We start from the raw sequence: 13,488 nt of genomic DNA on the forward strand, positions 1-13,488 counted from the left end.
AACTTTACTACTAAGATAAACTAGAATCATTTTTGTACGTAGTTTTTAATTTTTTGAAATATTGGTTTAATAACTATTGGTGTATATTCTACTCGATTTTTGAAAAGAATGATTAATGCTAAAAGTTCAATAAATGAAATTTTTGTCCAAAATACTGTATTTCTAGCTATACCATGAGTAGAGTTAAACAACAATTCCATAAAATATAATGCTATAAATATCAAATTTATTTTTGAAATTATTGTTCTAGTTATAATTAGACTTTTATATCTAAGTAGAAATATTAAGCAAGAAATTGTTTTGATAATTAATATTATAAATATTGGAGTGTAAGGAACCACTGAACTACCTCTAATTGAAAAAGTAGATACTCCAATTAAAATCCAATTAGCATAGTAAATTAATTCAGGTATTAAATCAGAAGAATGGTTTTTTTCAAAAATATCAAATACTAAAAGAATAACAATCCCAGTACTAGCAATTATACCATAATACTCAAAAATTTTAAATTGAGTAATAATTATAATTAATGTGGTTAAGAATATTCTAAATATACTCTTTTCTTTCATTTTAATTTCTTACAATATATTAAGGTATTAGTCAATGATTGAGATTGTTAAACAGCAGATTTCAATAAAAATAAATTAAGAAGGAACTTGGTTGTTCCTTTTATAAATCGTCAACAGTCCAAAGAAAGTTAGTACTCCGTTTAATACCAATACAAAAAAGCCAAAGTCAAAACCTAAATAATTTTTACTGTAGGTGCTAATTAAATAGGTTAGTATTGGAGCAATAATACAAACCGCAGGTACAAACTTATCGGCAACATTAAGTTTGGTAAAGAGTCCAAATGCGTATAAACCTAATAAAGGTCCGTAGGTGTAACCCGCAAACTTAAAAATGTTAGCAATTACACTTTCATCAGCAATAAAATACTTAAATACTAAAATGGTAGCTATTAAAATCAAAGAAAATAACACGTGTATTTTCTTACGCACTTTAACCTGCTCACTTTTTTCGTAGTTCTTTTCAACCTCTAAAATATCAATGCTAAACGAAGTAGTTAACGAAGTTAACGCACTGTCGGCACTTGAGTAAGCGGCAGCAATCAAACCTAATAAAAAGAAGAGAGAAGTAGCAATACCTAATTCACCACTCATAGCAATGGTTGGGAACAAATTATCTTTGTGTGCATCAATATCAAATGAAGCAGCATAATCGGTTAGTAACACACCTAGAGCTAAAAAGAAAAAGTTTACAATTACCAATACAATGGTAAACCAAAACATGTTTTTTTGTGCATCTTGTAAGTTACGACAGGTTAGGTTTTTTTGCATCATATCTTGATCTAAACCAGTCATCACTACGGCAATAAAAGCTCCCGAAAAAAACTGATTCCAAAAGAAATTTCCTGCTTTCCAATTGTCAAAAAAGAACATTTTTGACAGTTTATTTTCACTTACGTAGCTAAACAAACTATCAATTTGCATTTCATCTTTAATCATTACAATACAAACGCCAACAGCAATTAACATAAATAAGGTTTGCAAAGTATCCGTCCAAACAATGGTTTTTATTCCGCCTTTGAAGGTGTATAACCAAATCAATAAAATGGTAATGACTACCGTTACCCAAAACGGAATTCCGTACGCATCAAACAAAATTAATTGTAGCACATTTGCAACTAAAAATAATCTAAATGAAGCTCCAACAGTTCTTGATAATAAAAAGAATGACGCTCCGGTTTTGTAGGAATATTTACCAAACCTATCTTCTAAATAGGTGTAAATTGAGGTTAAATTCAATCGGTAATAGAGTGGGAGAAGTACCAAGCCAATAATGGCATAACCAAGCACATAACCTAATACCATTTGCATATAACTCATTTGGCTATTTTCTACCCAACCCGGAACCGAAATAAACGTAACTCCCGAAAGCGAAGCACCAATCATACCGAAGGCAACTAAATACCAAGGAGATGAATTATTGGCTTTAAAAAAGGTTTCGTTGGTGGCAGATTTACTTGTTAAGTAAGAGATTAAAATAAGCACTCCAAAATAGGCGAGTATAAGTAGTAAAATATGAAACGGTTGCATATACTAAATTTATGTTGCTACGAATATAACAAATAAAAAATGCCGATAATCGGTTAAAATTATCAGCATTTTCAAAATTAATAACCCCCATTATTAATCGATGTGTAAAACAGCTTCATTTACCGGTTTACGCACCTTTTTTAAATCTTTCATAAAATCGTCTTCGGCTCTAAAACCAACTGGTAACACCAAAACAGATTGTAAATTTTTAGATTTTAAATCTAAGATCTCATCATATTTTTCAGGAATGAAGCCTTCCATAGGGCAAGAATCTATACCTTCAATAGCACAAACGGTTAATAAATTACCCAAAGCTATATAGGCTTGGTTTTTGTTCCATTGGTATAATTCTTCTTGAGTTTTACCAGAAAAACTACCCATTAAATATTCTTTGAACGGATTTAAAATTTCATCTGGAGTATTTCTAATTTCTTTTACTAAGCTAAAATATTTTTCAACATCTTTTTCAGTATGCTCAACAGGAATAGCGAATACTAACAAATGAGATGCTTGAACAATTTGTTGTTGATTCCAAGAATGCTCAACCAATTGTTGTTGGATTTCTTTATTTTTAACAACAACTAAACTTACCGGTTGTAAACCAAAAGAGCTGGCTGTTAAATTAAATGCTTCTTTTAAGGTGTTTAATTGTGTATCCGTTAAATATTTGTTTTCGTCAAATTTTTTAACGGCATATCTCCATTGTAAACTTTCTACTGTGTTCATGAATTTTAATTTTGGTGCTAAAATACAATTTAGTTTCCGTGGGAAATAAATTAATGATTGAAAAAATTGATAGATTGATAGACAAAATTTTTGTACATTGATAATCAAACTTTTGAGCTATGAAAGAAGATTTTTTGCACTACGTGTGGCAATATCAATTATTTTCTTCAGAATTAATAACAAGGAATAACGAACGGATTTCAATTTTGAAGTCTGGAACCTACAATACGAATTCTGGACCTGATTTTTTGAATGCTCAACTTACCATTGATGGTCAAAAGTGGGTGGGGAATGTTGAAATTCATGTGAAATCTTCCGATTGGTATGCGCATCAACATGAAACAGACTCAAATTATGATGCTGTAATTTTACATGTAGTGTATGAAGATGATGCGGAAGTTTTTATGAAGAATAATCAACCGCTACCAACTTTAGAGTTAAAAGGTAAGATTGATAAAAGTTTGCTAAACAATTATCAAAATTTAACTTCAAAACAATTAAGATGGATTCCTTGTGAAAATCAATTACAAGATGTTGATTCTTTTTTACTTAAGAATTGGTTAGAACGATTGTACTTTGAACGGTTGGAAAATAAATCGGTAGTAATAAATGAATTATTACAACGAAGTAACAATGATTTTGAAGCGGTATTATTTCAATTATTAGCTAAAAACTTTGGATTAAAAGTAAATGGAGAAGCATTTTTAAGCTTAGCAACATCTGTTGATTTTTCTGTGATTCGAAAAGAACGATTTAAAGAAGAAGCTTTATCGGCTTTACTATTTGGTCAAGCAGGATTTTTAGAAGAGGATACAGAAGATGAATATTTTCAATTGTTAAAAAAGGAATACAAATATCAACAGCATAAGTATAACTTGAAACCATTATCTATAAGTCGCTTTCAATTTTTTAGGATGCGACCAAATAATTTTCCAACGATTAGAATTGCACAATTGGTAGCTTTGTATCATCAACATCAAAATTTATTTTCAAAACTGATGACAATTGAAAAGCTGGAAGATTTTTATTCGTTGTTTTCTGTTGATGTAAACGACTTTTGGAAAATACATTACACTTTTGAAAAGGAATCGAAAAAATCTGCTAAAAAACTTACCAAGTCTTTTGTTGATCTGTTACTTATTAATACGGTCATTCCTTTAAAATTTGTTTGGCTACAAAGTAGAGGAGAAGTAGATGAAGAAAATATTTTGCGATTAATTCAGCAGTTAAAACCTGAGAAAAATTCTATCATTTCTAAGTTTTCCGATTTTAAAATTAAAGCCAATAATGCTTTTGAAACACAAGCTTTGTTAGAGCTTAAAAACAACTATTGCACACCGAAACGTTGTTTACAATGTGCAATAGGAAATAGTTTGTTAAGGTATTAATGTCATTCCGAGTGAAATGAAGGAATCTCTATTTTGAGATTACTTCAGAATTAAAATTCTTCGTAATGACGTTTTATGATATAAAAACCTCACAGATGATACTTCGGCTACGCTCTGTATCTAATCTGTAAGGTTTTATTTATGTTGTTGTCTTAAAGAAGTAATATCACTTCTCAATTAGTACAAACTCTTAAATTTAGCAGGATTTGCTTCGTGCATAATTTCATACACTTTTTCAAAAATATCTTCAGCAGATGGTTTAGAGAAATAATCTCCATCAGTACCATATGCAGGACGATGTGCTTTTGCTGTTAAGGTTTGTGGTTTGCTATCTAAATGTTTGTATCCATTTTGGTTTTCAACTATTTCTTGTAATAAATAGGCAGATGCTCCTCCTGGTACATCTTCATCTACTACTAATAATCTGTTGGTTTTTGCAACCGATTTTACCGTGTCGTGATTGATATCAAAAGGTAATAAACTTTGAGCATCTATAATTTCAACATCAATACCCACTTGTGCTAAATCATTAGCCGCTTCTTCTACAATTCTTAGAGTTGATCCGTAAGAAATAATAGTAATGTCTGTTCCTTCTTTAATGGTTTCAACTACACCAATTGGAGTTTTGAATTCGCCTAAATTGGTTGGTAATTCTTCTTTTAATCTGTATCCGTTTAAGCATTCAACTACCAAAGCAGGATCGTCACTTTCTAATAAAGTATTGTAGAAACCAGCTGCTTTAGACATATTTCTTGGAACTAATACATGAATTCCACGAATGTTATTAATAATTCCTCCCATTGGAGAACCCGAGTGCCAAATTCCTTCTAAACGGTGACCACGCGTACGAATAATTAATGGAGCTTTTTGCTTGCCAAATGTACGGTAACGAAGTGTTGCTAAATCATCACTCATAATTTGTAAAGCGTATAATAAATAATCTAAATATTGAATTTCAGCAATCGGACGTAAACCACGCATTGCCATACCAATACCTTGACCTAAAATAGTTGCTTCACGAATTCCGGTATCAGAAACACGTAATTCACCAAATTTTTCTTGTAAGCCTTCTAATCCTTGGTTTACATCACCAATATGACCTGCATCTTCACCAAAAATTAAAACTTCAGAATGCTTTTTTAGAATAGCTTCAAAGTTATCGCGCATGATAACACGAGCATCTACTATATTTTTTTCTGAGCTAAAAGTTGGTTTAACTTCGCTAATATTTTCTGCTGCTTTTTCAGTTTCACTCATTAAATGAGATGAATATTTAAATTGAGCTTTATGAATAGCATTTTGAATGAAGTTTTGTAGTTCTGTTTTTTCAGCAAAGTTTTCTTCACGAAGTAAGCGTAAGGTTTTACGACAGGCTACTAAAATATCTTTTCTAATCGGTTCAATAATGGCAGCTAAGTCATTTTTATATTTGCTAATGAACGCACCGTTTGCACTTTTTTGGGCAACACGGTCTAATAAGTTTACAGCTTCTGTAACTTCTGCTTTAATTTCATTGATATAATTATTCCAAGCATCACGTTTTGCGGTAGAAACTTCTTTTTTAGCCTCTTTTTCAAGAGCTACCAATTCGTCTTCATTTTCTACAAAACGTAATACATCACCTGTTTCATCTGTTAATTCGAATTCTAAGATCCATTTACGCATTTGAGTAATACAATCAAATTCTTGTTCCCATTGCAAACGTTCAGGAGATTTGTAGCGTTCATGTGAACCTGAAGTAGAGTGACCTTGGGGTTGCGTTAATTCTTTTACGTGAATTAATACAGGAGTATGATTGGTTCTTGCAATTTGAGATGCTTTGTTATAAGTATCAATCAATTTTACATAATCCCAACCGTTTACCACTAAAATTTCATATCCGTTGCTATCTTCTTCTTTTTGAAAACCTTTTAAGATCTCTGAAATGCTCTCTTTAGTCGTTTGATGACGTGCATGTACCGAAATACCATATTCATCATCCCAAACACTCATAACCATTGGTACTTGTAAAACTCCGGCAGCGTTAATAGTTTCAAAAAATAATCCTTCTGATGTACTTGCGTTACCAATAGTACCCCAAGCAACTTCATCACCATCTTTTGAAAAGTTGGTAAAACTCTCCAATCCTTTTACATTTCTATATATTTTAGAAGCTTGTGCTAGCCCTAACAAACGAGGCATTTGTCCTGCTGTTGGAGAAATATCTGCTGATGAATTTTTTTGAGCAGTTAAATTTTTCCAATTACCATTTTCATCTAAAGAATGTGTAGCAAAATGACCACCCATTTGTCGACCTGCCGACATTGGCTCTTGGTCAATATCAGTATGTGCATACAAACCCGCAAAAAACTGAGTTGGAGTTAACTCTCCTATAGACATCATAAAAGTTTGATCACGATAATATCCTGAACGGAAATCACCATTTTGAAAAGCTTTAGCCATGGCTAATTGCGGAACTTCTTTTCCGTCGCCAAAAATTCCAAATTTTGCTTTTCCTGTTAAAACCTCTCTACGACCTAGTAAACTACATTCACGAGAAACACGAGCAATTTTATAATCATTTAAAACTTCTGTTTTAAAATCGTTGAATGAAAGTTGTTGAGAATTAGAAACTTCTATTTTTTGTGACATATATTAAGTGTAATTGGTATTGCTACAAAGGTAGTTTTTTTAAATGAAATTTAAAAATAGAACGTTTTTTTGCACAAATCGTAAAATTATGTTGAATATTGAGTTTTTGTTGAATAATTTACAACAAACCTCGTCTAATAAAATTATAAATCCTATCAAGATTAGTGGTGATAACAAATCTAACTTTTGATGGGTAAGCAGGTTGGTTGACTTGCCAACCTTCATTTGTGTAAATTGGGAAATAAAATTCAAAAATATTAGGAATGAAGTTTAATCGAATTCCGTTTTCATAAAACATTCTAGGGTTTTCATCATAGTTTTTCAGCATTGCTAAATCGTTATATACTTCTAACCATTTCCATACGCTTATGCTAGAGTTGCCAGCCATAATTAATTGATTGGCAAAAGAAGGTTGTTTGAAAAAAGACTTAAAACCTCCGTCAGTTACAATATATTGCTGACTAAAAATACCTTCTTGTTCAGATCTACCAAAAAGATTTTGTTCAAATAAGTAATCGGATCCTCTGTTTAGGCTAAAGCTAAAATAGTTTCCGTCAGTATTGTTGGTAGCAAAAATTCCGCCAAAGAAACGAATATCGAAGCTTCTGTCTACATCAAAATACTCTCTATACCTAACATCAGCAGATAGTTTTGTGAAATTATTTCCTAACTCAGCATTTAGGGCATATTGAAAGCTTTTAATTACATCAGGTTTACTGTATACATACCTTAAATTGGCAATCTTATATTTGTCTTTTTCTAGCTCTTGAAATCCTGTTTCAATTTCTTTATTGATATAAATTAATCGTCCTAAAAGGTATTTATAACCCACATCTCGCAAACTATTTCTACTAAAATTAATAGATGCATAGGGGCTAAAAGTATGGTAGCCTAAGTTGGGAGCATAATGATAATTGCTGCCAGAAATTCCGTATACTATTTTGTATATGGTGTTATTGTCAACATAATGATTGTACTTTAAAGAAAAGCCTCCTGTAATGTTGTTTGATTTAGTAGCGTAATATGGGGTAAAACTAGCTTCAAAGTTACGCTCAATAAAATGATGATTATTAAATTTTATTCCTAATAGAACTCCATCGTAAAAATTGTATTTAACATCAGGAGTAAAAAAAACTTGATTGTAGTATGGGTTTTCTACGTCTTTAAATAACCTAAATTGCAAAGGTTTATTTAGTAAAGTGTTGTTTACATTTCTGAAATTATTAAATGAGTTATATTCTGGGTAAATTTGTTCATAATTCAACGCTAATTTATCAAAACCATTTCTAGCTATAGTTACCGTTTTTGTGCTGTCAACTCCTGCAACCCATTGTTTGAATTTTATTTCTTTTTTATGAACACCATACAATGCTACAGGAGCAACTAAATCTCTTTTGTTTTTAATAGTTACAGCTAAAGAATCTTTAGTTTTGTTGAGTTTTATTTTGGTAATTTTATAATCGGCATTCTTAGTTGTATGAATATAATCACCAAAGAACCAAGATACATCTTTGTCTGTATTTTTAGTAAGGATAGAATCAAAAGATGCGCTCTCTGATATTTTAAGTTTTGTATTTGTATAAAATTCTTTTAACGATTTTCTTAAAGTAGAATCACCTACGTATCCTTGTAAATACTTCAACCCTAAACCGGCTTTATATTTGCTTATTACTTTTCTATTAAAATTGGAAAGTTTTTCAGATGGTGTAGTTAATGCTTGATCATAAAATTTCCTGGCACTTATTTGATACAGGAAAGGATACTTATCTACCTGTTTCATTTTAGCAATATTGTAGGTTCTTAAACCCCAATACTTTGAGTATTTACCTAATAAAGTAACGTTATTATGGTATTTTTTAATGTACTCCATCATTAAAAAAGTTTGAATACCATCGGTAAGCCAATAATCTTTTCTTGGATTTAATAACAGAATATCATGTAAATATTTTGAAGACAATGCTTGAAAAAAACGCATTTCCCATCTAAAATTTTCAGGATATGGTTTTAGCCAACTTGGTAAACCAAACAGTTCCTTTAAAGAGTTTCTATTTACTGTGTTTGCATCTACTAGAATTTCAACATGAGGATGCTTTCCCATGTATTCTTCAATAAAATTTACTTGCTGATTAATAATTTTTCTAGCTACATCATGTTCTATTTTTTCTGAGTGTATATCTGTTTTTACTTGTGTGTTTTCTGTTTGAAAAGATTTGAATATTTTATCTCGGGTAATACTCAGAATAATATCTTTCTTTTTTCCACCAACCAAGTAATAGTTTGTCGCTAAACTATCTTTATTTTCATATTGGTATAAATTACTTTCTAAAAAATAATTTTTTGGAAGTTTTAAATTGATCTCATAATCAGCAATATCTTGGTATAAATCATCCATATTTAAGTTACTCATTAATTGCCATTTTTTATTAAAAACAGCAGGCGTCATATACCAAAATCGAAGATGATATCCGTTTTTATTTTTTCCATACCCTGTAAATTCAGAACTTGGTATTTTAACTATGTAAGTGGATCTTATTTCTATGCTGTCTTTATAAGAAAAGGGTCTGTTAAGTAAAATTTTTACAACATCAGGGTGATTTTTAGGTGTGCTAAATGATACTTGTTCTTTGTTAACAGTAATATTGTATATTTTAGAAAAGCCTCTGTTTTTAGGTTTTGCAAAAAAGAAATCTTTTTTATAATCTTCAATTAATCTTTTTCCTAAGGGAGTTTCTTTATTTTTAAAACTATTGGCCCAATTGTGTAGATAAACAGAGGTTAAAGGTTCACCGGTTTTATTGTAGAAAATGGTTTTTTGTTGAATTTTTAATGTTTGATTTAAAGTGTCAAGTTCGGCAGTTATTGAAATAGCATTCTCTTGAGCATTTGTAGAATACATGCTCACAAGAAAAATAATAACAAGGCTTAGTTTTAACTTCAAATTTTCACAAATAAAAAACTCGTTGCTCAATGAACAACGAGTTGAATATAAAACTTATTTTTTAGAAGTTTGGTTTTAACTGATATTTAGCATAGAACTTGTTAAAATGATCTACCGCTTCTTCTGGTGTATCTACAATTCTGAATAAATTTAAATCTTCCGGACTAATATTACCTTCTTCAATTAAGGTGTTTTTGATCCAGTCTAATAAACCTCCCCAGAATTTTTTACCTACTAAAACAATTGGAAAACGACCTATTTTTTTTGTTTGGATCAAAGTAATAGCTTCAAACAATTCATCCATAGTACCAAATCCACCTGGCATTACTACAAATCCTTGAGAATATTTTACAAACATTACTTTACGTACAAAGAAATAGTCAAACTCTAAATTTTTATCGCTATCAATCCAAGGATTATCATGTTGTTCAAACGGTAATTCAATATTTAAACCTACTGAAGTTCCTTTACCGCGGTTTGCTCCTTTATTACCTGCTTCCATAATTCCAGGACCACCACCGGTAATTACTCCAAATCCGTTTTGCGTTAATTGATAAGCAATTTCTTCAGCTAATTTGTAATAATTATGATCGGTTTTAGTACGTGCAGAACCAAAAATTGACACACATGGACCAATTTTACTCAGTTTTTCATATCCATCTACAAACTCAGACATTATTTTAAAAATTGCCCAAGAATCGTTTGTTTTTATCTCATTCCATGTTTTTTGTTGAAACTTTTCTCTAATTTTTCTGTCGTCAATTGTCATTATCTTCTTTTTTAATTTTTAAATCTGTTTAAAAACAAGCCTGCTAATTTAGTTCTTTTTTTAAAAACTTAGCTGTATAACTTGTTTTATGTTTCGCAACTTCTTCTGGAGTACCTGTTGTAAGAACTTTACCACCTTTTTTGCCGCCTTCCATACCAATGTCTATAATATAGTCGGCAAGTTTAATCACGTCTAAATTGTGTTCAATAATTAAAACTGTATTTCCTTTATTGGTAAGTTTATTTAAAACGTCCATTAAAATTCTGACATCTTCAAAATGCAACCCAGTGGTGGGTTCATCAAGTATGTAAAATGTATTTCCTGTATCTTTTTTAGATAGTTCGGTAGCTAATTTTATACGTTGTGCTTCTCCTCCCGAAAGCGTAGTAGATTGTTGTCCGAGTGTAATATATCCAAGTCCAACATCTTTAATGGTTTTTAATTTTCTGTGGATTTTAGGAATATGTTCAAAAAACTCAACAGCATGATTAATGGTCATTTCTAATACATCAGCAATCGATTTTCCTTTGTAACGAATCTCGAGTGTTTCACGGTTAAAACGTTTTCCTTGGCAGGTTTCACATTCTACATGAACATCGGGTAAAAAGTTCATTTCAATAACACGAACACCGCCACCTTGACAAGTTTCGCATCGTCCGCCTTTTACATTAAAACTAAAACGACCAGGTTTATAACCACGAATTGAAGCTTCAGGAGTTTTTGAAAACAAACTTCTAATTTCACTAAAAACACCAGTATAGGTTGCCGGATTTGAACGAGGTGTTCTTCCAATAGGAGATTGATCAATATCAATCACTTTATCTACATGCTCTAAACCTTCAATTTTTTTATAGGGCATTGGTTTTTTTACACCACGATATATATGAGCATTTAAAATAGGATAAAGTGTTTCATTAATTAACGTAGATTTTCCACTACCCGAAACTCCAGTAACGCAAATCATTTTTCCAAGAGGAAATTCTACGGAAACATTTTTTAAATTATTTCCTTTGGCTCCCATAAGTTTTATGGTATGACCGTTACCTTCACGTCTTTTTTTAGGGACTTCAATTTTTTTTCTTTTAGCTAAATAATCGGCTGTGAGGGTGTTGTGTGAGAGTAATTCTTTAAAATCACCTTCACTTACAATTTCTCCTCCATGACGTCCTGCTCCCGGACCAATATCTAATACAAAATCAGCATTTTTAATCATATCTTCATCATGTTCAACGACTAAAACTGAGTTTCCTACATCTCGAAGTTTGATTAAAGAATCAATCAATTTTTGATTATCACGCTGATGTAAACCAATACTTGGTTCATCTAAAATATAGAGAACACCAACTAATTGAGAGCCTATTTGGGTAGCTAAACGGATGCGTTGAGCTTCACCACCCGATAAAGATTTTGAGGTTCTGTCTAACGTTAAATAATCCAATCCAACATCTAGCAGAAACTGAATTCGGGTTCTAATTTCCTTTAGTATTTCTGAAGCAATGATGAGCTGTTTTTCTGATAATTTTTTATCAATTTTTGAAAACCAATTAGCTAATTCTGTAACATCCATTTTAGCTAAATCACTAATGTTCTTATCTGTAATTTTAAAATGAAGTGCTTCTTTTTTTAACCTATTTCCATCACATGTACCACAATCAACTTCATCCATAAAATCTTTTGCCCAACGTTTTATAGATGTACTGTCGGTGTTTTTATATTGGTTTTCAATAAAAGCAATAATCCCTTCAAAATCTATTTCATAATTACGAGTAACACCAAGGTTTTTTGACTGTATTTCAAATTTTTCTTTTCCTCCATGTAAAATGACTTCTAAAGCTTCCTTCGGAATTTTTTTAATAGGATCTGTTAATTTGAAATCATACCTTTCTGCAATAGTTTGAAGTTGTTTGAAAATCCAACTGTTTTTTTGTTCACCTAACGGTATAATTCCTCCATTTTTTATAGAAATAGAATCATCAGGTATAATTTTATGAATGTTTACTTCGTTGGTAATTCCTAATCCATTACATGTGTCACAAGCTCCTTTTGGAGAATTGAATGAAAAAGTGTTTGGTTCTGGACTTGGGTATGCAATTCCTGTGGTAGGACACATTAATTCACGACTGAAATAACGTGGTTTTTCATTATCTACATCAATAACCATTAAAATATTGTTGCCTGTGTACATGGCGGTTTTAATGGTTTCTTCTAAACGTTTTTCAGCAGATTCATTTACAATAAGTCTATCAATTACAACCTCAATATCGTGAGTTTTGTAACGGTCTAACTTCATGCCTTTTTCAATTTCACGAATTTCTCCGTCAACTCTAACTCTTACAAAACCTTGCTTAGAAATTTGTTCAAAAAGTTCGCGATAATGTCCTTTTCTTGATTTAATTAATGGGGCTAAAATTGCTATGCGTTTGTCAGCAAAATCAGATAAAATTAATTCTTTGATCTGTTCGTCTGAATAGCTTATCATCTTTTCTCCAGTATTATATGAGTAGGCATCTGAAGCACGAGAAAAAAGTAAGCGTAAAAAGTCATAAATCTCTGTAATGGTTCCAACTGTAGATCGCGGACTTTTATTTGTGGTTTTTTGTTCGATAGAAATTACTGGAGAAAGTCCATCAATTTTATCAACATCTGGTCTTTCTAATCCGCCTAAGAACTGACGTGCGTAGGCAGAAAATGTTTCAATATAACGACGTTGACCTTCGGCATAAATAGTATCAAATGCCAAAGATGATTTTCCGCTACCACTCAAACCAGTTATTACCACCAGTTTTTCACGCGGAATTTTAACATCAATATTTTTTAAATTGTGAGCTCTTGCTCCGTAAACTTCAATATATTCTTGTTCTTTCAATGTGAGGTTTTTACGAAAAAAAGCAAAGTTACCAAAACCAATTTATTTTTGCGTGTAGTGTTGAAAACAAAAAT

The 13,488-nt window shown here is 31.2% G+C and carries 8 protein-coding genes; 1 reads left to right on the top strand and 7 read right to left on the bottom strand.

The window, feature by feature from the left end; all coding sequences use genetic code 11:
• Window positions 1-26: 26 nt before the first annotated feature.
• From SLH33_RS09495 to SLH33_RS09505, 3 genes are all read right to left on the bottom strand, one after another.
• Window positions 27-569, bottom strand: coding sequence for a hypothetical protein (locus SLH33_RS09495; protein ID WP_320418859.1), 543 nt, complete (start codon window positions 567-569; stop codon window positions 27-29).
• Between the two features lie 75 nt (window positions 570-644).
• Entirely contained in the window at window positions 645-2,096 is a 1,452-nt protein-coding gene (locus SLH33_RS09500) for a sodium:solute symporter (RefSeq protein WP_320418860.1), read from the bottom strand.
• 93 nt (window positions 2,097-2,189) lie between these two features.
• Window positions 2,190-2,822, bottom strand: a complete 633-nt coding sequence (locus tag SLH33_RS09505; protein WP_320418861.1) for an NAD(P)H-dependent oxidoreductase — start codon at window positions 2,820-2,822, stop codon at window positions 2,190-2,192.
• Between the two features lie 119 nt (window positions 2,823-2,941).
• Here SLH33_RS09505 and SLH33_RS09510 point away from each other — a divergent pair, with 119 nt between their 5' ends.
• Entirely contained in the window at window positions 2,942-4,210 is a 1,269-nt protein-coding gene (locus tag SLH33_RS09510) for a DUF2851 family protein (RefSeq protein WP_320418862.1), read from the top strand.
• A gap of 177 nt (window positions 4,211-4,387) precedes the next feature.
• On the opposite strand, the gene SLH33_RS09515 is transcribed toward SLH33_RS09510, so the two are convergent.
• The 4 genes from SLH33_RS09515 to uvrA form a co-directional block, all read right to left on the bottom strand.
• Window positions 4,388-6,841, bottom strand: coding sequence for a thiamine pyrophosphate-dependent enzyme (locus SLH33_RS09515; protein WP_320418863.1), 2,454 nt, complete (start codon window positions 6,839-6,841; stop codon window positions 4,388-4,390).
• 118 nt (window positions 6,842-6,959) lie between these two features.
• Window positions 6,960-9,737 (bottom strand): aminopeptidase, encoded by a 2,778-nt coding sequence (locus SLH33_RS09520; RefSeq protein ID WP_320418864.1) that lies wholly within the window; start codon window positions 9,735-9,737, stop codon window positions 6,960-6,962.
• A 103-nt stretch (window positions 9,738-9,840) separates the two neighbouring features.
• Entirely contained in the window at window positions 9,841-10,548 is a 708-nt protein-coding gene (locus SLH33_RS09525) for a TIGR00730 family Rossman fold protein (RefSeq protein ID WP_320418865.1), read from the bottom strand.
• A gap of 43 nt (window positions 10,549-10,591) precedes the next feature.
• Entirely contained in the window at window positions 10,592-13,414 is a 2,823-nt protein-coding gene (gene uvrA, locus SLH33_RS09530) for an excinuclease ABC subunit UvrA (protein WP_320418866.1), read from the bottom strand.
• Window positions 13,415-13,488 lie beyond the last annotated feature (74 nt).

Origin of the sequence: Tenacibaculum sp. IB213877 (assembly GCF_034043975.1) — a bacterium.
Lineage (GTDB): Bacteria > Bacteroidota > Bacteroidia > Flavobacteriales > Flavobacteriaceae > Polaribacter.

Excerpts from the sequence above, each read along its gene's own strand:
- SLH33_RS09495 (WP_320418859.1), bottom strand. The coding sequence starts at position 569 with ATGAAAGAAAAGAGTATATTTAGAATATTCTTAACCACATTAATTATA.
- SLH33_RS09500 (WP_320418860.1), bottom strand. The coding sequence starts at position 2,096 with ATGCAACCGTTTCATATTTTACTACTTATACTCGCCTATTTTGGAGTG.
- SLH33_RS09505 (WP_320418861.1), bottom strand. The coding sequence starts at position 2,822 with ATGAACACAGTAGAAAGTTTACAATGGAGATATGCCGTTAAAAAATTT.
- SLH33_RS09510 (WP_320418862.1), top strand. The coding sequence starts at position 2,942 with ATGAAAGAAGATTTTTTGCACTACGTGTGGCAATATCAATTATTTTCT.
- SLH33_RS09515 (WP_320418863.1), bottom strand. The coding sequence starts at position 6,841 with ATGTCACAAAAAATAGAAGTTTCTAATTCTCAACAACTTTCATTCAAC.
- SLH33_RS09520 (WP_320418864.1), bottom strand. The coding sequence starts at position 9,737 with ATGTATTCTACAAATGCTCAAGAGAATGCTATTTCAATAACTGCCGAA.
- SLH33_RS09525 (WP_320418865.1), bottom strand. The coding sequence starts at position 10,548 with ATGACAATTGACGACAGAAAAATTAGAGAAAAGTTTCAACAAAAAACA.